Origin of the sequence: Plesiomonas sp. PI-19, assembly GCF_021368255.1 — a bacterium.
Taxonomy (GTDB): domain Bacteria; phylum Pseudomonadota; class Gammaproteobacteria; order Enterobacterales; family CAMTGL01; genus Plesiomonas; species Plesiomonas shigelloides.
The window spans coordinates 2,156,433-2,178,033 of sequence record NZ_JAJNMQ010000001.1; the positions used below are offsets into that span (position 1 = coordinate 2,156,433).

Annotated in this window: 17 protein-coding genes and 1 pseudogene; 16 read left to right on the top strand and 2 right to left on the bottom strand. The window is 45.0% G+C overall.

Annotated features, from left to right (window positions below):
* Nucleotides 1-584: 584 nt before the first annotated feature.
* Nucleotides 585-1,427, bottom strand: a pseudogene (gene accD, locus LQ901_RS09640) (acetyl-CoA carboxylase, carboxyltransferase subunit beta); the annotation flags it as partial.
* A gap of 106 nt (nt 1,428-1,533) precedes the next feature.
* On the opposite strand from accD, the gene LQ901_RS09645 reads away from it, so the two are divergent.
* A complete protein-coding gene (locus LQ901_RS09645) occupies nt 1,534-2,439 on the top strand; it encodes a LysR family transcriptional regulator (protein WP_233672201.1) in 906 nt (301 codons plus the stop codon).
* Between the two features lie 170 nt (nt 2,440-2,609).
* Here LQ901_RS09645 and LQ901_RS09650 read toward each other — a convergent pair whose 3' ends face one another.
* On the bottom strand, nt 2,610-3,572 hold the full coding sequence (locus tag LQ901_RS09650) for a hypothetical protein (RefSeq protein WP_233672202.1): 963 nt from the start codon (nt 3,570-3,572) through the stop codon (nt 2,610-2,612).
* Nucleotides 3,573-4,029: 457 nt separating this feature from the next.
* On the opposite strand from LQ901_RS09650, the gene LQ901_RS09655 reads away from it, so the two are divergent.
* From LQ901_RS09655 to LQ901_RS09725, 15 genes are all read left to right on the top strand, one after another.
* A complete protein-coding gene (locus LQ901_RS09655) occupies nt 4,030-4,236 on the top strand; it encodes an AlpA family transcriptional regulator (RefSeq protein WP_152128950.1) in 207 nt (68 codons plus the stop codon).
* A 299-nt stretch (nt 4,237-4,535) separates the two neighbouring features.
* Nucleotides 4,536-5,486 (top strand): inovirus-type Gp2 protein, encoded by a 951-nt coding sequence (locus LQ901_RS09660; protein WP_233672203.1) that lies wholly within the window; start codon nt 4,536-4,538, stop codon nt 5,484-5,486.
* Nucleotides 5,487-5,642: 156 nt separating this feature from the next.
* On the top strand, nt 5,643-6,596 hold the full coding sequence (locus tag LQ901_RS09665) for a DUF932 domain-containing protein (protein ID WP_233672204.1): 954 nt from the start codon (nt 5,643-5,645) through the stop codon (nt 6,594-6,596).
* 282 nt (nt 6,597-6,878) lie between these two features.
* Nucleotides 6,879-7,862 carry a YqaJ viral recombinase family protein gene (locus LQ901_RS09670; RefSeq protein ID WP_233672205.1) on the top strand — a complete coding sequence of 328 codons (984 nt, stop codon included), beginning with the start codon at nt 6,879-6,881 and terminating at the stop codon, nt 7,860-7,862.
* The gene (locus LQ901_RS09675; RefSeq protein WP_233672206.1) at nt 7,859-8,806 is read left to right on the top strand and encodes a hypothetical protein; all 948 of its coding nucleotides are present in this window, start codon (nt 7,859-7,861) and stop codon (nt 8,804-8,806) included. The genes LQ901_RS09670 and LQ901_RS09675 overlap by 4 nt, the downstream gene beginning before the upstream one ends.
* 39 nt (nt 8,807-8,845) lie before the next feature.
* Nucleotides 8,846-9,394: a lecithin retinol acyltransferase family protein gene (locus LQ901_RS09680; RefSeq protein WP_233672207.1), complete on the top strand. Its 549-nt coding sequence runs from the start codon at nt 8,846-8,848 to the stop codon at nt 9,392-9,394.
* Nucleotides 9,395-9,503: 109 nt separating this feature from the next.
* A complete protein-coding gene (radC, locus tag LQ901_RS09685; RefSeq protein WP_233672208.1) occupies nt 9,504-10,010 on the top strand; it encodes a DNA repair protein RadC in 507 nt (168 codons plus the stop codon).
* A 44-nt stretch (nt 10,011-10,054) separates the two neighbouring features.
* Entirely contained in the window at nt 10,055-10,273 is a 219-nt protein-coding gene (locus LQ901_RS09690; protein ID WP_233672209.1) for a hypothetical protein, read from the top strand.
* A 411-nt stretch (nt 10,274-10,684) separates the two neighbouring features.
* Nucleotides 10,685-10,888 (top strand): helix-turn-helix transcriptional regulator, encoded by a 204-nt coding sequence (locus tag LQ901_RS09695; RefSeq protein WP_111901748.1) that lies wholly within the window; start codon nt 10,685-10,687, stop codon nt 10,886-10,888.
* Nucleotides 10,889-10,900: 12 nt separating this feature from the next.
* On the top strand, nt 10,901-14,083 hold the full coding sequence (locus tag LQ901_RS09700; protein WP_233672210.1) for a type I restriction endonuclease subunit R: 3,183 nt from the start codon (nt 10,901-10,903) through the stop codon (nt 14,081-14,083).
* 20 nt (nt 14,084-14,103) lie between these two features.
* Nucleotides 14,104-15,741 (top strand): class I SAM-dependent DNA methyltransferase, encoded by a 1,638-nt coding sequence (locus LQ901_RS09705; protein ID WP_233672211.1) that lies wholly within the window; start codon nt 14,104-14,106, stop codon nt 15,739-15,741.
* Nucleotides 15,731-16,951: a restriction endonuclease subunit S gene (locus LQ901_RS09710; protein WP_233672212.1), complete on the top strand. Its 1,221-nt coding sequence runs from the start codon at nt 15,731-15,733 to the stop codon at nt 16,949-16,951. The genes LQ901_RS09705 and LQ901_RS09710 overlap by 11 nt, the downstream gene beginning before the upstream one ends.
* Nucleotides 16,948-17,508, top strand: a complete 561-nt coding sequence (locus tag LQ901_RS09715) for a hypothetical protein (protein WP_233672213.1) — start codon at nt 16,948-16,950, stop codon at nt 17,506-17,508. Before LQ901_RS09710 ends, LQ901_RS09715 begins: the two co-directional genes overlap by 4 nt.
* Nucleotides 17,509-17,522: 14 nt before the next feature.
* Nucleotides 17,523-18,347: an ATP F0F1 synthase synthase gene (locus LQ901_RS09720; protein ID WP_233672214.1), complete on the top strand. Its 825-nt coding sequence runs from the start codon at nt 17,523-17,525 to the stop codon at nt 18,345-18,347.
* 12 nt (nt 18,348-18,359) lie between these two features.
* Nucleotides 18,360-21,563: a hypothetical protein gene (locus LQ901_RS09725; protein WP_233672215.1), complete on the top strand. Its 3,204-nt coding sequence runs from the start codon at nt 18,360-18,362 to the stop codon at nt 21,561-21,563.
* Nucleotides 21,564-21,601: the final 38 nt, after the last annotated feature.

Below are 21,601 nucleotides of genomic sequence, written 5' to 3' on the forward strand. Positions count from 1 at the left end.
AAAACCACGGTAACACGGCAAAAAAGAAGCGTTCTCCTCCCCACCGTCAACTGCAATACACGCCAAAATCATCATAAATACATACCGAAAAATAAGCTGTCATGAATAGACGGTCATTTTTATAGTTTTAAATCAGTTAATTAAGAGAGATAAACGTAAACATCCTAGTGATGTGTCTCTCAGGTTGCTAAAGATTCAGAACAGTGTGTCCGATAGATCTTTTATCACCATTCGGAGCACAGATAACACCATGTAACGTTAAGAGTGAATTGCACCACGAATGGGTACGGCATCGTGGCCAACATGTACTCTTTAACACCGATCTAATGAACGCGGATTTCGTACAGCCCAGGACATCCACATTGATTGTGAATAGTAAGGTCGAATTACAAGGCGAGCCGTCGAGGCCAAACCGGAAGAGCATGCAGTGCCACTGTATGGACTACATACGCTTGGCTTATGAATATGAGGACAGCAATAACATGGGAGAAAACGCATGGAAAATGATATCAGTCACCATTCCTTTTGGTAACAGGTTTGCACATAACTTGACCTATAAACTATATCTCCAGTGAAATAGTAGTATTGGTCATTTTAGCGACCAGTCTACCAATTCGTTTGCGCATCTCACGTCTATCCACAATCATATCTAGAGCACCATGTTCTAAGAGGAATTCACTTTGCTGAAAGCCCTCTGGTAGTTTCTCTCGAACGGTTTGTTCAATAACTCGGCGTCCTGCAAATCCGATCCTTGCTTTCGGTTCACCAATGTTAATATCACCCAACATGGCGACACTTGCAGATACCCCCCCATAAGTTTGATCGGTCAGCACAGATATGTAGGGTAACTTAGCCATTGATAACTGATTCAACGCAGCACTTGTTTTAGCCATCTGCATCAATGCAATGAGTGATTCTTGCATTCGAGCCCCCCCACAAGCAGAAAAACATACCAATCCACAATTTGCATCAATAGCTGCATTAACAGCCTGAACGAAGCGTGCGCCTACCACGGCACCCATCGAACCAGCCATAAAAGAGAATTCGAATGCACAGGCCACAATAGGTAAGCCCATAAGTTTTCCTTTCATTGCAATTAACGCATCTTTTTCTCCTGTACTTTTCTGAGCTAGAACAAGACGTTCCTTGTAGCGCTTTAGATCCTTAAAATTCAGCAAATCTTTCGGCTCATATTCACTAGCAATCTCAATTCGCTCTGCTTTATCCAAAAAGCTATCTAATCGGCGGCGAGCTGACATCCTCATGTGGTGATCGCATTTTGGGCACACCTCTAAATTTTCCTCGAGGGCTATATGGTACAAAATCTGGTCACAGGACGGACATTTAATCCATATTCCCTCAGGAATCAGGGCTTTATGTGTACTGATGATCTTCTTCTTATCGATTAACCTTTCTAACCAACTCATGGGATGCCTCACTAGATAACTTGGTGAGGAACATTGTATAAGCCAACTTCTGGTAATAAAGTGGTTTAAATGGGTTTGATAATCCAACTTAATGGGATGAAATGAGATGCTTGATAAGATTGATCAGCAGTGGCTAAAAAGTTTTCACTGCGTTTATGAGAACAAAAGCTTTAAACGAGCCGCGGAATTTCTATCTTTGCCGACTTCAAATGTCAGTCGCCATATCGCTTTACTCGAAGAGCGGCTAGATATAAGACTATTTGACAGAACCACACGCCGAATCAGTCCAACAGACGCAGGAGAACATCTTTACTTACGCACACAGCCGTTGCTAGACAAACTGAATGATGCTCTTGAGGAAGTGACACTGCACTCCCATGAAGTCATGGGTCAACTGAGAGTTTTGATGCCTGATGCACCAGCTTTAGCCCAAGCCGTGGTTTCGTTTTGTACTCAACATCCATCAATTTCATTATGTTGCGATACGAGTCTTAGCCCTAAAGAGGATTTGTTTGATCGGTTTGACATCATTTTAAGCTTTCATCGAGGAAGTCTCGAAGACACTAATTGGGTCGCGAAGAAGGTTAAATGTTGGCCAAGTGCGGTGGTGGCATCTCCGACACTCCTTCAGACTACGCGAAGACCTTTCCACATTACCGATTTGAAACATGTTCCTTGTATCAGTAGCTTTACCGCGTTAAATGGGACACCGTGGGTCTTCAAAAACGCTAAAGGTGAGCTGAAAACCCAAAAGGTAAAGTCTTCATTTAAAGTCAATAGTGGACATTTAGCTAAATTAGGCGCGTTAGCTGGTTTGGGGTTCGCTATACTGCCAACCGAATCTTGTCGTAATGAAATTGAGGTAGGTTCTCTGGAAATAATAAAAATGGAGTACGAGCCTGAAGATTTGGTTTTATATGTATTTTACTCTTCCAGAAAACACTTGGCAAAAAAGATCCCGATGTTTATTGAACATTTACAGCGCTACGCCAATTTAGATAAAAGCCTATAAAAAATAAGAGTAAATTCAAGCGTGGTAAAATAACGAAATTCAATACAAGATGGAGCCTCACCACCTATACCTCACTGCCTAAAAACAAAATGCAAAGCAATAAACAAGTCACATTGAAATCAAATCATATCCAATTCAATCAAAGCAAACATTCATTTACTGCTGATGCATTACCGACTACCAAATCGTTTTTCATAAGCATCCTCAATCAACACCTCAATAACTTCATAAAGGCATTTTTCATCACGAGATGAAAGATAATTAAGCTTCGCCTTTACCTCATCACTTATCGGAAGTTGGATTTTTTTTCTTTCTGAGTTAGCTAACTTAGACTTCATTCTATTTTTTTGTTGTGCTCCAGACCTTTTCATTTTCAGCAAAACAATTTCTTTATGCTCTGGAGATAACACATCAAAGAAGTTAACAAGCGCCTCTTTCTTCTTAATATGTAATATATTTTCATCCATATCACTAACACATAGCCAACTAGGTAATCTATTAGTAAGGAATCTTTCAACCATGTAATTATAAGCCCAACCATATAACACATCATTTTTATCCAGCCAATTTAGCATCCTATTATCACGACAAGCCTCACCCCATGTATATTCTAGACATGATAAAATTTCAACCAAATCAGCACCACGAAAACTCAGCCACAATAAAAATACATTAGCAACCATTATCTTACTGTTTTTATCCAGTTCGCAACCAAAAGAATAGAATCCATCTCGATTAAAATTCTTATCATTACCAACATTTATCTTAAGCATCCCCCTTATATTGTGATTAACGTGTGACACTAATGATAAGCAAGAAAATAAAAAGTTAGCCTTACGAGCTTTAACATTATCACTAAATTTAAATTCATTGTCCTTACACAACTGCTTCAATAACAAGTGAACATCGCCTTCGTCATATTGACACCGTTCCTGATTTCCATAACCTAATACACAGAACCTAACGCTATTGTAAAGCTCGACATCATTAAGAAGTCGTCTTGAATAATCATTTGCATTGGCTCTCAATTGGCTATTACCGCATTTAATAAAATTAGCTAAAGCATTAAATGTATCATCGCGACAAATAAATGCATTAATGATTAACAACTCACGTTCATTATAGTTTCTCACAGTAATAACTTCCTTTTTTTAAATCCGTTTTAGCCGACACTATTTAACCGTAAAAATAATGCTTCATGTAGATTTAATGTCGATTTACGGTTGATTTCAACATGATTTATTGCGTATTTTTGCGAGATTTATCGATGATTTAACGACAATTTTTTGAGTATTTTTTCAGTGCTATTTTACTATATCCACAACTAAATGCCTGATTCTAGTGCGGGGGTAGGTAGTGGATTAGCCACATCAAGCCTCTCAATACTGGGCTAAACAGTGGTGTCCAACGCCCACCACGCACAGTAAGAGCTCACAACGCACCTCGTTACGAGGTCACGTTAGGTGCATATTCATACGCAAACAGAAAGCCGCGGCCCACTCTTGCCATGAGTGGATCGCGGCCTAAATAACATTTTTTACGCCACTGACATATCCGATGAACCATTTATTCAATCATCGGAGATAACACATGAAGAGAATGCAAGTACTGCGTATGAACGATGTCATCGGCAAACTTGGCATGAGCCGTTCAACTATCTATGAGCGTATTAATCCAGCATCCAAACGCTATGACGCTACATTTCCAAAACCATTTAAACTTGGCCTATCTGCAATTGGATGGTTAGAGCAAGATATTGATGCTTGGTTAAAAGCCAAGGCCGATAATTGTGGTTAATAAACTCCTTAACTTTTCTCAACCAAAAGCCCGCAATTTTTCACCATCCTCATCAAGAGAGTGCGTAATCACAAGGCTTTGGTAAATAAACCACAAATAATAAACAAAGGAGATGATTCGGTATTTATTTTATTGAGTTAAAGTTCTCCTGACGCAACAGAATATTACCCCCTTCCATCCTGTTAATGGCTGGCATGACTAAACAGAAGGAAAGATTTATTTACATCTGTAATCTGTCACGGATGACTCGCCAACACCATTCACAGACCAAACAGCAATAATCACATCAAGGATTATTCATGGCTATACATCAGCGACTTATTGACATTCTTAATCTCACATCAAAACTGACCAAGAAACCTCACCAACGCGTATTCACTACTGGTTATACCTTTTATACTAAACCACCATCATTACTTGATGACTTAGCAAAGGCCATGTTCACCATCAATGATTATCACGTTTTTTATTATCGCCAAAGATCATGTCATCCTACAGTTGCTCTTTTTATCGAGTGTTTTTTCCAACTCAAGCATATTCAACTGTGTAACTGTTACACAGATGCCCATGTTACTGCTCAGATTGCAGATGATTTCAACGCAGCAATAGAAAAGTTCATCGCAACAGTACAATCAGATTGGCATCAAAAAAGAATAGCTAATGCCATAGAAAGGAATTACCGAAGAAACACCGCAAGCCTACGCCATCACATTGATTCACTGTTCAATATTCATACCAAGCTGTTGTTCGTCCGCATTGATACGCACTACACGAAACAAACTAGCCAATTTATTGATATCGAAGAGGCAAAAAATGATCGTGAGGTATTTTTGCGTGAAGTAAAAAAACGATTTAATCACCTAATCAGCTACTTTTGGAAAGTAGAGTATGGCGTCGAACGCGGATTCCATCACCACATCATGTTCATATTCAACGGTTCAAAGCTTCAAAATGACATATCGCTGGGTAAGCAACTGGGCGACTTGTGGGTATCACTAGGCAAAAACCAAAGAACTTACTACAACTGCAACGCCGACAGACAAAAATATTTAGACTGGGGAACATATGGGATTGGCGCTATTCACTATATGGATATCGAAAAACGAAATAATTTGATTGATTACGTTGTTAATTATCAACTTAAACCCGATGAGAACCTTCTCGCTGTTATTGGTATGCTCCATCGAAGTATTGGGAAGATGGGACTGCCCAAGCCATCAGGTTATGGCGGGCGACCACGGCGTTACTAACACCATAGCGTAATAAGTGAGTGATTCATCTAATACCTCAGCTCTTCTCTGATTAGCTACCCTCCACCCGCGTTATACATTTTTTTTCAGATAGATATTACCTACGCGAATACAACCTGGTCTGCCTTTTCGCAGCCTTTTTCATGGAGAAATTTTATGTCTCATCTTATCGATACAATGGCGTATACCGGCCAAACCCCTTGGCATGGACTGGGTGCGATGCTTCCGCCACAGCAGTCTGTCGACCGCTGGATTGAGGCGGCGGGTATGGCGTGGCGTATTGAGGAAAGCGATGTGTTGTTTAATGTCGATGCGCCTGCGTTACACCTGCGCCCCTTTTCTGACAGTAAGGTACTGTATCGCTCCGACACCCTAGAGCCATTATCTGTGGTTTCTCAGCGTTACCATGTCGTGCAACCTGAAGACGTTCTGCATTTCTATCGCGATTTAGTCAGTGTGGGAGGGTTCACGTTAGAGACTGCCGGTTCACTCAAAGGAGGCCGTAAGCTATGGGCATTAGCCAAAACAGGCCAGAGTCTGCGGTTGAAAGGAGGTGATCATGTGAACTCGTATCTGCTGCTGGCCACCAGCTGTGATGGCACACTCTGTACCACGGCGCAGTTCACCTCCGTACGGGTCGTTTGTAATAACACTCTGCAAATGGCCGTTAACCAGAGCAGTGGTGCCATTAAGGTGCCACATTCGACACAGTTTGATCCGGCGGCGGTGAAACAAGCGTTAGGATTGGGGCTATCACGCTGGGATGAATTTAAACGCCAGCTCAAAGCATTAAGCGCACGTCCGGTAGATAGCCAAGAAAGCCAACGTTTTTTCAGTATGGTGTTAGACCAGCCCTTAGATGCGGATAACAACATCATCATGACCACGACATTGCAACGGTTACAAGCCTTGTATCAAGGTCAGGGCATGGGGGCTGATTTAGCCAGTTCACAGAACACGGCATGGGGATTAGTGAACGCGGTCACCGAGTTTGTTGATCATCACCGTCGCGCGCGCAGCCAGGACAATCGCTTGGACTCTGCCTGGTTTGGTTTAGGCGCACAAATGAAAACCCGCGCGATGCAGCACGCCTTGGCCTTACTGGACTAACCTCGCAGCTGCAACTCATCCTCGACGGCCACTCATTCCCTCGCTAACCCGCTATCCCCCCTCGATACCGCACACAGCCCATCGCGCCTCGGCTCACGCGGATAATGACGTTCTGTTTCACCGATAACGGATCGCTAAGGTCTGCTGTTTTTTATCTGATTCATACCGCAATCCCTCCGTTCAGCTGCAGTGATGACTATCAACACTGCTTACTGCCCATCGCCCCGCTACGGCTTCGTGCCGTAGTGGGGTTTTTCTTTATGTCGCTCTGTAGGAGGCATCATGAAAACACATTATGGTCATGCGATTCGCTTAGCATCGACAACACAACTGACACACGCACAGTGGCTCGCGATCCGCCAGCAAGGGATCGGTTCATCGGACGCCGCGGCGGCCATTGGGCTTTCCCGTTATAAAAGCCCGCTTACGCTGTGGTTAGAAAAGACCGGACGTAAAGCCTGTGATGATTTAAGCCAGAATGCAGCCGTGCAGTGGGGGATCGCGCTAGAGCCGCTGTTAGCACAGGTTTATGCCAAACGAACTGGACACAAGGTGCGCCGGGTAAACGCGGTACTGCAACACCCTCGTCATCCTTTTATGCTGGCTAATCTCGACCGTGAGGTAATTGGCGATCCATTAGGGACCGGCACGTTAGAAATCAAAACCGCCAGCTACCACAGTGCGCCGCAGTGGGAAGACGGTGTACCGGTTGCTTACCAATGTCAGGTACTGCATCAACTGGCAGTCACCGGACATGCGTGGGCAGATGTTGCGGTCTTGATTGGCGGACAAGACTTTCGTATTTACCGCATTTTCCCTGATGACGCCAAAATCGCCGATTTGATCGCACGGGAAACCCAGTTCTGGCAACACGTCATCCACCAGCGTCAACCTAGCCCAGATGGCTCGGAGGATGCTGGTCAGGCGTTACAGTGGCTATTTCCACGTGATGATGGCGATACGGTGGACTTGTCTGATTCTGCCGAGTTCAACCCGTTGTTCAGTGAACTGTTGCAACTGCGTCAGGATAAAGAGCGTCTCGAACAGCAAGAAAGTCTCATCAAACAACGCCTGCAAGCCGCTCTCGGCTCCGCCAGTGCGGGGATTTTTGCCCATGGCAAGATCATGTGGACATGCAGCAAAGATCGTCTCGTTCCCGATCTACAGCAGCTCGAACAAGAGCACCCCACCTTGTTGGCCCGTTACCAAAAAACCGTGCCGGGTACTCGCCGCTTTACCGTACAACCACAAAGGAGCGCATCATGATCAAAGGTCTGGCTATCACTCCGCCGGTTATCGGACGGATTTGCATCGGGAAGCTGGTGCAAAAAGAGAATAAGTGGTTACCGGAAAAAGATGACAGCTTTACCCTAACAACGCAGATCCAACAAAAATCCGGTTGGTTACTGCATCCACTGCATCAGCATTACGCCAGTAGTCATGAGTCCAGCAAGATTAGGGCATTACCCGTACGCCTGTTATTTAACGACAGTGAGCTCAACTTACGTGCCGAGTACAGTGCCTTTGATCGTCAAAGTGGGCGCTTGGTGTGCATGGGCAATGGTGAATTCGCCAGGCGCAGTCATCCCAACGCTATTGAAGAAACAGAATGCCGAGGTCCAGATCGCTGTGAGTTTGCCCAGCAGCATGGCTGTAAGCTGTATGGTCGTCTCAACGTGTTTGTCGAAGGACAAGGCGATGAGCTTGGCAGTTTTATTTTCCGCACCACCGGCTATAACTCCGTGCGCACGTTAGCCGCTCGGCTACGCTATTTTGAATCAGTCAGCGGTGGGCAAACTCGTTACTTACCCCTTACTTTGCGCCTTCGCGCCAAGAGCACGACCCAGTCTTACCGCACGCCGGTGTATTACGTTGACTTGACCTTGCGCGATGACATTACGCTACTCGATGCCGTGCGCCAAGCCCATGTCATGGCACAACAAGATAAAGAGGCAGGATTAGCAATTACCGAGTTAGAAAGCGCTGCCCATGAGCTGCTGCGTAATGGTCAGTTTGAAGAGGCTGATGACGATATTCCGCCCCTGCTGGACGAGTTCAATCCGCTTACGGAAGAGCCCGCATCGGTTACCCCATCAACCCCATCCACATCGCCTCAGACGCCCGCCGACGCCCCCACTCGCGTGGTGCGCCGGACATGCCGTTTGACACCCAAACTGGGCCCATCGGGCTCAGAGAGCGCCTCAGCCTAACACTGAGGTTTTCTCGACCTAGCCACCCTTGGAGGCTCTATGCATCCGTACCATCTTGGAGATCATCTGGTTACACAGCGGTTCGGTTATGAACACCATGGCCTGTATATCGGGCACGGTGACGTGATTCATTACGCCAACCACCAGCCCGAGTCATTGCCGGCGCAGATTGAAGTGTGCTCACTGAGTACATTCAGCCAAGGCTATCCGATCCGAGCCGCACCACATCCTCATCGCTGCATCACGCCTGAGGAAAGCGTCAACCGCGCCATGTCGCGTCTTGGTGAGCAAGAGTACAGTGTGCTGTTTAACAACTGCGAGCATTTTGTGATGTGGTGTATTGAAGATGAACACACCTCACCGCAAATCACCGAGCTGGCAGACCTCTCTGCACAAGCCAGCGCCCTGTATTGGGTGGCTCAAGAAGTAGCGCGGGAAAACCCGCGTAGCGAGCTGCCGCATTCACTGCTAAACACCAGCACGCAACTGACTCAACTGGCGACACGGCAATGGGTTCCGTCACCGCTCACGACCGCCTCAGTCGTGGTGGATACGCTCTGCCGTGTATACCGCTGGCTGCGCCACTGATGCTGATTTAACCCCGTAATCCCCGCCGCTCTCTTGCGGCAAAAAAACAGGGAGGCCATCGCCTCCCTGTTCTCTTTCATTTCAGCTTAACTCTTGAAGGAGTAACACCATGTCTCACCCCAAACTCAAAGCTGCGGAGATCGCTGGGACCTATCGTATTCGCGGTACGGTGACCAGCGAAGAGTTACTGGCCATGGCAAATCATCTGGCACTGCAACGTCTCGCTACCGGCACGCCAGTATGTCAGCCACAACACGTATTCGATGCCTTACAAAACCTATTACAACACCGTGAACGAGAGATTTTTGCTGTTTTGTTCTTGGATTGCCAACACCGGATTTTGGCGTATGAGGAGCTGTTCTTCGGTTCATTAAGCTGTGCGGCAGTCTACCCACGGGAAGTCGTTAAACGTGCGCTGCACTTTAATGCCGGTGCGGTGATCTTGGTACATAACCACCCCAGTGGCATTGCCGAACCCAGTCAAGCCGACCGACAACTGACCCACAGCTTGAGCAACGCGCTGATGCTGGTGGATGTTCAGATCTTGGATCACTTGGTGGTCAGCGCCGAAAGCATTGTGTCGATGGCCCAGCGCGGCCTACTGCAAAACCCATAGCCACCACCTTCACTGCCGAGTTTGTTGTTTAAGGAGCCAAACACATGCCGCAATGCAACCCCTATACGGGGCTCGACCTTACCGCCGCTCATTCACCATCAACCTTGTCCGCTGATGAGATAACGGGAATGGCCAAGAAAATCAGTGCAGACATTACCGACTTATATCAACTGATGGGTGATGACTTAAGTGAACAATTGGGGATCAGCGCCAGCTATTTGGCGCATATTTTTGCTCAGGTAACATCGCACAGTGGAATATGAACCTGATACGGAAAATGCAGTGCACCATTAACGTGCGGCTTGATGCTGTGGTGGTATTCATCAGGCCGCTAAAAGGATAAACGCGCCTGTGGCACAGAGAGCGTTTCAACATGCACGACCACATCCGTACCCCTCTAATGCGGAGCGTTGTAACCCATCAGTGTTTTATTTTTCCATGCTGACAGTATTCCTGCCTTCTGTACTTAACGATAATGGGAAGTTCAAAACTTGTCTAACACGCTAAAGTACTTACTATCACATAAAAAGAAAAAGCGTGAAAATAACCTTAAATTGATGCTTTTCGCATTTTTAAAATACATTTTTATATTTTAACTCGCAAAATGTTACTTTAAAATAAAAAGCATGGTATATCGATCACTACCCTCAAAACTATCTATAAGAAGCACCGCCATGATCCGCTGCCATCTCGCCCGCATGATGGGTGAACGTAAAATGCGTATTGCCGACGTTGCCAGAGAGACTGGGCTCAGCAGAGCTACCTTGACCTTACTCTACAAAGAGACGGCGCAGAAAGTGGATCTGGAAGCCATTGAAAAGTTGTGTCTGCTGTTTGAGTGCCAGATCGGTGACCTGCTAGAGCTGATCCACCAATAAACGGAATACGCTATGAAGTTTAACGAAGACACTCGCGTAAAGCTCCCTGCCATTCTTCACCTGATGAGGTTGGGCTATCAGTATCTGTCGCTTAAGGGTCAATGCTGGGACCTGGATACAAATATCTTCCCTGAGCTTTTTAACAAGGCTATTCTCAAAATCAATCCGGGTATCGAGCCTGATGATGTAAGCCGCTTGCTTGAAGACATCAAGCTAGAGCTGGATTACGAAGATCTTGGGCGAGCCTTTTTTGAACGACTAACTGATCGTTCCAACACCAAGCTGATCGACTTTGAGAACTTTAATAACAACAGTTTTCACGTAGTCACCGAACTGACTTGCCAAAACGGAGATGAAGAATTCCGTCCTGACATCACCCTCCTGATCAACGGGATGCCGCTGGTTTTCATCGAGGTGAAAAAGCCGAACAATCGGGAAGGCATACTGGCCGAGCGCGATCGTATAAATAAACGCTTCCAGAACCCCAAATTCAAGCGCTTCGTCAATATTACCCAGTTCATGATTTTCTCCAACAATATGGAGTATGACGACGGCGATCCTGAACCAGTGCAAGGTGCGTTCTATGCCAGCAGTTCCTATCACAACCCCGTGTTCAACTACTTCCGTGAAGAAGAAATACTTAACCTGACAGCCCTGCTGAAATCTGTATCAGATGCAGAAGAGCTGCGGGTACTCAAAGACAACAATCTGGAAGTGATCCGCAGTAACCCTGAGTTTCAGACTAATAAACACCCCGAACGCCCAACTAACCGTATCTGCACCTCCTTGGTAAGTCGTGACCGTCTGGCGTTCATCCTGCGCTATGCACTTGCATATGTGTCCGAAACCGACGGATTGCAAAAGCACATCATGCGTTATCCTCAGCTGTTCGCGACGAAAGCCATCGAGCGCAAGCTGAATGAAGGCATGAAAAAGGGCATCATCTGGCACACGCAGGGTAGCGGTAAAACGGCACTGACCTACTTCAATGTGCGTTTTCTGACGGATTACTTTCAGAAGCTGCGGGTCATTCCCAAGTTCTACTTCATTGTGGATAGGCTTGATCTGCTGCAACAATCCCAGCGGGAATTCACCGCCCGCGGTTTGACGGTACACACTATTAACTCCCGTGATGCCTTTGCCAAAGATATCAAAGCAACACAGGTGATTCACAACCATTCCGGCAAGCCGGAAATCACGGTGGTGAATATTCAGAAGTTTCAGGATGACCCGGATGTCCTGTCCACCAAAGACTACGACATTAATATCCAGCGTATATTCGTTCTGGACGAAGCTCATCGCAGCTACAATCCGAAAGGTAGTTTTCTGGCCAACCTTTATCAGTCCGATCCCAACGCCATCAAGATTGCGCTAACAGGCACACCGCTGATTGTGGATGAAGATAAAGCCAAGAAGAACCCGGATTCCAAAGCCATCAGCTCTAAACAGATCTTTGGCGACTACATCCACAAGTACTACTACAACGCCTCTATCGCCGATGGTTACACCTTGCGCCTGATCCGCGAAGAGATCGCCACCAACTACAAATTGGTGCTGCAACAAGCGTTAGAAGATGTGGAAGTGAAAATGGGCGACATAGATCGAAAGCTCATTTACGCACACCCGAGTTTTGTTGAACCCATGCTGGATTACATCGTTACCGACTTTGAGAAAAGTCGTGGGGCGCTTAATGATACCAGTATCGGCGGCATGGTCATTTGTGACAGCTCAGATCAAGCCAAGGAGATGTTCAAGCTCTTCGGCGAGAAATATGCCGAACAAGAGCCGCTAGATGCGAGTGTGAAAGAAGCCAATCAGCAAGCTTACGATCTTCCTATGGTGGCCGAAGAGTCGCCAGAGTATGAAAATCCAAGTGTTTCATCTAATAAAAAGCCTCATTCAAAACTACCAAGCTCAGCGCATAACAAAGTAAAGAGTGCCGTATTGATCTTGCATGACATTGGCACCAAGGATGAGCGAAAAGAGTGGGTAGAAGATTTTAAAGCGGGCAAGATCGACTTCCTGTTTGTGTACAATATGCTGTTGACAGGGTTCGATGCCAAGCGCCTGAAAAAGCTCTATCTGGGCCGAGTGATCCGCAAGCACAACCTGTTACAGGCGCTAACACGGGTCAACCGCACCTATAAAGGCTTCCGCTACGGTTATGTGGTGGATTTTGCCGATATTCGTAAAGAGTTTGATGCAACCAACAGAGCCTACTTCGACGAGCTTCAGGCAGAGCTGGGCGATGAAATGGAGCACTACTCCAACCTGTTCAAATCACAGGAAGAGATCGCGCAAGAAATCGATCATATCAAGGATGTGCTGTTCCGCTTTAATACCGAAAATGCCGAAATATTCGCCGACCAGGTCAGTCTGATCCAGGACCGAGAGACTGTATTGGCTCTGAAAAAGGCCCTAGAAAATGCCAAGAGCTTATACAACCTTATCCGTTTGCAAGGCGACTACGAGTTACTGGAACAGTTGGACTTCGCCAAACTCAATATCCTCTATCGGGAAACTTGCAATCACCTCGATATGCTCAACCTTAAAGAGAGCATCGAGAATGGCTCCGACACCACCAACCTGCTGAATGTTGCCCTTGAGGATGTGATCTTCCGCTTTATCAAAGTAGGTGAAGAGGAGCTGGTTCTTGCCGATCAGTTAAAGAATACCTTGCGGCAAACTCGCGAAGCCCTTGCCAGCAACTTCGACCAACAAGACCCTAAGTTTGTTGGCCTCAGAGAAGAGCTGGAAAGGCTCTTCAAGAAAAAGAACCTCAGCGAAGTCACCCAGGATGAAATGGTGGCCAATATCTATGCACTCAACAAAATCTATGAGCGAGTTAAAGAGTTAAACCGCCAGAACAACCAACTTCGTCAGAAGTACCTAGGCGATGCCAAATACACCCGAATTCACAAACGCCTACTGGAGCGTGGTGATATCTCTGAAAACGAGCGCAAGATTTTTGAGGCCTTGACTGGTGTCAAACAGGACGCAGACGAGCAGGTACTGAACAATAGCCAGATATTGGATAACGAAGGCTACTTCGAACGTCAGATGATGCCCAAGGTCATCAATCGTTTTATGAAGCAGCAAAACATCAAGCTCAACCCCGATGCATCCAGATTTATCAATCATTTGGTGGTCGCCGAATACCTGAAAGAATTTAATACCGGCAGTAGAGCCTGGTAAACATAAAGAGCAGTAAACACATGGTAGAACTAGAGTTTCAACAAAAAACCAAAGAGCTGATCGACAGCCTCAAAAATATCTGCGCTCACTATGGCTTGGGTAACGATGGTAATGAATTCAAAATCATTACCCAGACTTTTCTCTACAAGTTTCTCAACGATAAATTCGCCTATGAAGCGAAGAAGATCGACGTAAAGGTAGCCCACGCCGAGAAATGGGAAGAAGTCTTGAGCGCCATGAGCGAAGACGAACTGGAAATGCTTCAGTTGCAAATGGGAGGGGACACCGCTCGTTTAAAGCCTCATCACTTTATCAGCTATCTCTTTAGTGAGCAGAACGCGCCAGATTTTGGCAAGCTGTTCGACGACACACTGCGCGACATTGCCCAAAACAACAACGACGTATTTGCAGTCAAGACCGACGGTGGTGCCAAGGTGGTGCTGTTTGATCGCGTGAGTGAATATATTGCCGATGAATCCAAGCGTGATGCTTTCTGCCGTGCCATCATCAACAAGCTGGTCGAGTTCAGCTTCGAGCGTATCTTTACCCAAAAATTCGATTTTTACGCCACCATCTTTGAATACCTGATCAAAGACTACAACAGTAATGCGGGTGGTAAATATGCTGAGTATTACACGCCCCATGCTGTAGCCCGCATTATGGCAGCGATCTTGGTACCAAAATCGCAGCAAGGCAAAGTTAGGAACGTTAGTTGCTACGATCCCTCCGCAGGTTCCGGCACCTTATTAATGAATGTCGCCCATGCCATTGGCGAAGATAAGTGCAGCATTTATACTCAGGACATATCTCAAAAATCCTCCAACCTGCTGCGTCTTAACCTGATCCTGAACAACCTGGTGCACTCAATCCCGAATGTAATTCAGGGCAATACCATGCTGCATCCCTATCACAAAGACGGCAAGGACCTGAAAAAATTTGACTACATCGTCTCTAATCCACCGTTCAAGATGGATTTCAGCGATTTTCGCGATGAGCTGGACAACAAAGAAAACAAAGAACGCTTCTTTGCCGGAATTCCCAAGATTAAAGCCAAAGCCAAGGACAAGATGGAAATTTACCAATTGTTCTTGCAGCACATCATCTACTCTCTTAAACCGGGTGGTAAAGCTGCGGTAGTCGTGCCGACCGGCTTTATTACGAAGCAATCTGGCATTGATAAGGGCATCCGCGAATATCTGGTGAAGCGCAAAATGCTGGCTGGCGTCATTTCCATGCCCTCCAATATTTTTGCCACTACAGGTACCAATGTCTCCATCCTGTTTATAGATGGCAGAAATAAAGACAAGGTGGTGTTGATTGACGCTTCTAACCTAGGCGAAAAAATCAAAGACGGCAAAAACCAACGAACTGTGCTGAACCTTGATGAAGAACAGCGCATTATCGATGTATTTAACTTCAAAGAAGTCGAAGAAGATTTTTCTGTTGTAGTGAGTTATGACGACATCAAAGGGAAAAATTATTCATTTAGTGCAGGCCAGTATTTTGATGTGAAAATCGAATATATGGATATCACCTCAGAGCAGTTTACTGAAAGAATGCAGAGCTTTACCAGCAATCTAGATAGTTTTTTTAATGAGTCGCATAAGTTGGAAGCTGAGATTAAAAAGCAGTTGGCAGGGTTGAAATATGCAGTCTAAATCTCTCGCTGATATTTCAAAAAATATATCAAGTGGTTTGACTCCACTGCGCAGCAATCCTGAGTTCTGGGACAACGGAACTATTCCATGGCTAAAGACTGAGCAACTTGGTGAAAAGTATATTTATGAAACCAACGAGCATATATCAAATACTGCGCTAGAGAAGACAAGTATAAAAATCGTTCCTGAAAACGCACTTTCAATCGCAATGTATGGCGAAGGGAAGACACGAGGAAATATTTCTATCCTGAAAAAGGCCATGGCTACCAATCAGGCTTGTTGTAATGTTGTCATTGATCCTGATAAGGCAGATTACGAGTATGTTTACTATTTTTTAAAGACTCAGTACGATGGACTTAGAAACCTTTCATCTGGTGTCCGTAAAAACTTAAACTCGAATGATATCAAAACTTATCCAATTCGTTTGCCTGATAATATAGATACTCAGAAGAGTATCTCGAAAGTATTAAAAGCTTTTGATGATAAGATCGAACTCAATAACCGCATCAACGCCGAGCTGGAAGCCATGGCCAAAACTCTATACGACTATTGGTTTGTACAGTTCGACTTCCCCGATGCCAACGGCAAGCCCTACAAAACCTCTGGTGGGAAAATGGTCTACAACCCAACCCTAAAGCGGGAAATACCTAAGGGATGGAGCGATAGGACTCTCTCACAGATCGCTAATATTACGATGGGTCAATCTCCAGAAGGTAGCTCCTATAACGATGAAGGTGTAGGAACGGTTTTTTATCAAGGTTCCACAGATTTCGGGTGGCTATTTCCCTGCACTCGGCAATACACGACAGAACCGAGCCGTATGGCGAAGAAAGGAGACATTCTTTTGAGTGTCCGCGCGCCTGTTGGTGATATGAATATTGCAAACACAGATTGTTGTATCGGCCGAGGTTTGGCTGCACTGAACTGTAAAACAGGATTTGATGGATTTTTGTTTTATGTAATGAAGTATTTCAAACAAATTTTTGATCGTCGAAACGCTGAAGGTACTACATTCGGATCTATCACGAAAAATGATTTGTACTCCCTGACACTGGCATATCCAACACCTGATTTGCTTGAGAAGTATGATGAACTAGTCACGAATTACAACAAGATGATATTTGATAGAAGCCTGGAAAATAGAGAGCTAATTAGGCTTCGTGATTGGCTTCTGCCTATGCTAATGAACGGCCAGGTTACAGTCAAATGATCTTAAACACTGCGTTCCGAGTCTTGCTGACCTTCAATGCCACGTCACTACTAGTGATAATTTTCTTGGTACAGAAAGGCTATGTATTGAGTCACTTTGTCAACAGTGTTTCCTGGCTCAGTTGGACAACAATACTCCCGAACGTAGTGTCTTACATGGTTTATTTGCTGATCCCTATTTTATCTACTGGGGTTAGCATTTTGCTAAGCAATAAACTAGGGAAGGATGAATTTAAAGCTGGTGAGGTGGGAAGCATCGAGCATGCAAATAATAGTTTTTTGCCCAGCTACTTGGGCTACTTTTTTGTGGCACTGAGTATTGGTAACTGGGAAACCTTGTGGTTTGTGTATGGAGTTCTGTTTGTGTTTACCTTCCTATCTCAAGCACTCTACTTTAACCCATTGTTTTTATTGTTTGGTTACGAGTTTTACAACATAACAACCAAGAATGGCACTGCAATTTTTCTGATTAGTCGTCAAAAGTACAAAAAACCAGACAACATTCAGATAGAAGTGGCTTATCGCATTAATAACTACACATTTATAGAGCGAAGGTAGAAATGGACCACATATTGGCCAGAGTTAAAGGGTTACGCAAAAAACCATATTTCAAAATGGTCTCTGATCAATCGCTATTTGATATTGCAGTCATCAATTTGGATGCTTGCATACCTTACAACCCAGACCACAATCTGGATGAGGATGCATGGTTTAAAATTGAAGGTTTCAGTCACCAAGGTTTTTGTCTTGATCTTCTAAAGCAAGATTTCGACTCCAAAGACTATAATGACCTGACCAAAGATAATTTCTCTAAAATTGCCTTCTTGTTTGCTGTTCAAGGTGATGATTTTTATTTTCAAAAAATCACACCAAGCCTTTTTGTTAAACGTAAAACACTGATTTTTGGCGAAATTGCAAAGCTTGAGCAAAGCCAAACACGGTTAGTAATAAATTCACTTCCTGATGCTGTATATTTTAAAGCGGCAGATACCTTAATTTTTAGAAATCTTGCAACCATTTCAAGTATCTTCACTGGAATTGACGAGCTGTATAAAGAAGCGACCAACGAGGAAGTGGAGCAGTTTTTAGATGAGCCATTCATCGAATTGAGTGATGACTACAGCCTGGATAAGGTTTCAAAACCAAATCGCAAACGTATTGGTCTTGCCATGGCAACGCTTGAGGCCATGTCAGCCGATGATAAAGCCAATATGCTCGATTACATCGACGGCTATTGTGGCGAGCAGATGCTAAAACTCGACAGAGAAAAGAAGAAATTTGAAATATCAAATGATGATGAGTTGAAAATTTTACTATACGGCATTGAGCAGCGTTTTTATACGACACCTTTTAGCCATGAAAAAAGAATTGCCAACTCGGTACAACCCATAGATTGAGGAAGATCTATCATGTCGTATGATGCAAAATTTTCAGGATGGGATTCGCTCACCATAGAAGATCTACTTGTCGCCTACCGAAAGGCCAAAGCCGACTGTTTTTTCGAAAATACCTTCCCAACAGCGATAAAGTTTGCGGAGTACGAACAAGACCTATTGATCAACCTCAAAGCGCTATTAACGCAATTAAAGAGTAATGCTCGCTTTGAAAACAATGCAGCACTGCTCGGGGATTTTCGATTACTGCCAAAGAAACTCTCTACAGTTAAAAAATCAGATGCTACTGAAAACGGCCACGTGCACTTCTCCAAGCCAGAGAGAGCGGTAGAAAACCTGTTCAATAACTACGATATAGTCCCTGAGTTCCGGATTGTGGGCGACTTCCCTGTAGATACCCACATTATTTCTGCACTGTGGATCAATATGATTGGTCACCAGTTTGACACCAAACTCGATGATAGCTGCTACGGCGCTAGACTAAAACGTATCTGTAACGATGAGTTATTCACGGAAGAGAATGACAAACCATTTCATATCAGCTCAATCGGTTCGTTTGTTCCCTATTTTCAGCCTTATCAAAAATGGCGCAGCGATGGCCTTAACGCCATCCGGGATGAACTAGAGAAAGACCGCGATGTTATTGCTGTGTCCCTCGATCTGAAATGTTATTACCACTTTATTGATCCTCTGGCGATCTCTAGCAAAGCTTTGCTTGAAGCTCTTGATCTGCAACTGACAGATGAAGAACAAGCATTCACCGCACAACTCTCGCAATTTCTCTGCAACTGGGCAGAAGGAGCTGAGGAATTTAGCAAAATTGTAGGCGGCAAGAGAGCCAAGATCAGCGGCGGATTGGTAATTGGACTAACGTGCAGCCGCATTATTTCCAATGCCTTACTGCATAAGTGGGACAGGCTTGTTCTGGAGAAGCTGTCGCCGATACATTACGGACGCTATGTAGATGACATGTTTCTGGTGTTACGAGATACCGGTACGATCTCCAATAGCCAAGATCTGATGAACATGATTCAAGCCAGAATGGGTGAAAATGTCATTTCTCAGAACGCCAAGAACAAAAAGATTTGGGAGATAAACCAGGGGGCGAACATCCAAGGCGATTCAAAAATATCGCTGCAGTCTGACAAGCAAAAGCTATTTATATTGCAGGGACGAGCGGGGCTAGATCTGCTGGATAGTATTGAAAAAGATATATACGAGCTTTCCAGTGAACACCGCCTTATGCCGTCGCCAGACCAACTGGAACATTCAACGGCAGCCAAAGTGCTTTCCGCTGCCGGCAGCGTAGGTGAAAATGCGGATACATTGCGTAAAGCAGATGGCCTTACCATTCGCCGTTTAGGCTGGTCACTGCAATTGCGCCACGTAGAAACCCTTGCTCGAGATTTGCCACCGAATCAATGGAAAGATCAGCGTGAAGAGTTTTACCAGTTTGCCCATAGCCATATTTTACGGTCGGATAATCTCTTTGCTCATTTCAATTACTTGCCAAGGTTGCTCGGCTTTGCAATTAGTTTGAATGAGTGGGAGCAAGCTGAAAAGATAGCCTTGAAGTCCTATCGAGCTATTGACGCCTTAGCCACCGAAGTTGGTAGGGGTAAGCAAGTTCGAATTAATGGTAGCGATGCCAAAGTTCTGAAAGATCTTTGGGGATATATCAAAGGAACCCTAACATGGCTATTTATCGATGCTGCAACCCGTTACCATGACCCGAGCAAGCTATTCCTGGGTGAGCGTTCGAGTAAGAAAAAACGCTTAGCAGACCTATTTTTGAATCAAATAGTGACCAACCTTTTTGATGTGAAGTCTCTACTCAATCTGCACTTTGATGTAGCCGATTTCGCGACAAAAGCGCCTCTCGTTGCTTCGGCAGATCTAGCCAAAGAAGCCTATAAATACATTCTGAATAGTCAGTCTGCTGAAGAGTTAGTTGGTAAGCGTAATAACAAGAAAGAAAAGCAGATCCTGACATTGCTTGGCAATTCAGGACTGATCGATGTGGATACATTTGAGCGGTTTATCAGCTCTACCCGGAAAACAAGGTTGGGTAAGGTCACCAAGGGGCAAAAGAAAAATGACAGCTATCTGCCTTATCTTTTTCCAACCCGGCCACTGTCTCCGGCAGAAATTTCAGAATTAGCTCCTGAGTGTGTAGGCTTGCCTTCGGCATCAGGTAAGCCGCCAATTTATGGTCCAGCAGTTACCTGGGCTAAATACACCCAGGTTCTGCGCGGGGTATGGATTAAGCCCACCCTACTGGCAGCTGAACAAGACTCTAATGAAAAAGCATCAACGCAACCGAAAAAGTATTTGAGAATCGGGACAGAAAGCAAAGAGAAGGTGGTCGTGGCCTTAACCAATTTACGCACCGAAGATAGTGACTGGGCTGCTACCGCCTGTGGTAAGCCGAATTTAAGCCGTAAGCGTTATCAAAGAATATCCAAATTGGTAAACGATGTACTGAAACTGAATCCGCGGCCAGATTATGCCCTCTTTCCAGAACTTTCAATTCCTCTGCGCTGGCTGAACAGTATCGCGACCAGACTAAGTGCTGCGGGTATCAGCCTGATCGCAGGAACCGAGTATCGGCACAGCGGTGACAACAAAATCCTAAGTGAAGCGGCTCTGGTTCTGGCAGATAACCGACTTGGTTATCCGACATTTGTAAAAATATGGCAACCAAAGCTTGAACCTGCAGTTGGCGAGGATAAAGAGCTGACAGTGAAATATGGTAAGGAGTGGGATACACCTAAGAAAACACCAAAGCCGATTTATATCCACAATGGCGTTAACTTTGGTGTTATGGTTTGTTCGGAACTGCAAAACAGCAAGGCACGAATTCGTTTCCAGGGAGCCGTTGATGCTCTGATGGTGCTGAGCTGGAACAGGGATCTTGAAACATTTGCCTCTCTGATCGAGTCTGCGGCATTGGACGTTCACGCGTATACCATATTGGTAAACAATCGCAAGTATGGCGATAGCCGCGTTCGCTCTCCAGCTAAAGAAAGCTTTCTTCGAGATATTGCCAGAGTAAGGGGTGGAGACAATGACTTCGTAGTAGCTGCTACCTTGGATATTGGCGCACTCAGAGCATTCCAAAGTCGAGCAAAACGCTGGCCTGAAGAGAATGATAAATTCAAGCCAGTACCAGAAGGTTTTAGGTTGCTAAGCAGCAGAAAAAAATCACCTCCAAGGTAGCGGACTCGCCTATTTTCATTTCCTCTGACTAACAATAT

Excerpts from the sequence above, each read along its gene's own strand:
- LQ901_RS09645 (WP_233672201.1), top strand. The coding sequence starts at position 1,534 with ATGCTTGATAAGATTGATCAGCAGTGGCTAAAAAGTTTTCACTGCGTT.
- LQ901_RS09655 (WP_152128950.1), top strand. The coding sequence starts at position 4,030 with ATGAAGAGAATGCAAGTACTGCGTATGAACGATGTCATCGGCAAACTT.
- LQ901_RS09660 (WP_233672203.1), top strand. The coding sequence starts at position 4,536 with ATGGCTATACATCAGCGACTTATTGACATTCTTAATCTCACATCAAAA.
- LQ901_RS09665 (WP_233672204.1), top strand. The coding sequence starts at position 5,643 with ATGTCTCATCTTATCGATACAATGGCGTATACCGGCCAAACCCCTTGG.
- LQ901_RS09670 (WP_233672205.1), top strand. The coding sequence starts at position 6,879 with ATGAAAACACATTATGGTCATGCGATTCGCTTAGCATCGACAACACAA.
- LQ901_RS09675 (WP_233672206.1), top strand. The coding sequence starts at position 7,859 with ATGATCAAAGGTCTGGCTATCACTCCGCCGGTTATCGGACGGATTTGC.
- LQ901_RS09680 (WP_233672207.1), top strand. The coding sequence starts at position 8,846 with ATGCATCCGTACCATCTTGGAGATCATCTGGTTACACAGCGGTTCGGT.
- radC (WP_233672208.1), top strand. The coding sequence starts at position 9,504 with ATGTCTCACCCCAAACTCAAAGCTGCGGAGATCGCTGGGACCTATCGT.
- LQ901_RS09690 (WP_233672209.1), top strand. The coding sequence starts at position 10,055 with ATGCCGCAATGCAACCCCTATACGGGGCTCGACCTTACCGCCGCTCAT.
- LQ901_RS09695 (WP_111901748.1), top strand. The coding sequence starts at position 10,685 with ATGATCCGCTGCCATCTCGCCCGCATGATGGGTGAACGTAAAATGCGT.
- LQ901_RS09700 (WP_233672210.1), top strand. The coding sequence starts at position 10,901 with ATGAAGTTTAACGAAGACACTCGCGTAAAGCTCCCTGCCATTCTTCAC.
- LQ901_RS09705 (WP_233672211.1), top strand. The coding sequence starts at position 14,104 with ATGGTAGAACTAGAGTTTCAACAAAAAACCAAAGAGCTGATCGACAGC.
- LQ901_RS09710 (WP_233672212.1), top strand. The coding sequence starts at position 15,731 with ATGCAGTCTAAATCTCTCGCTGATATTTCAAAAAATATATCAAGTGGT.
- LQ901_RS09715 (WP_233672213.1), top strand. The coding sequence starts at position 16,948 with ATGATCTTAAACACTGCGTTCCGAGTCTTGCTGACCTTCAATGCCACG.
- LQ901_RS09725 (WP_233672215.1), top strand. The coding sequence starts at position 18,360 with ATGTCGTATGATGCAAAATTTTCAGGATGGGATTCGCTCACCATAGAA.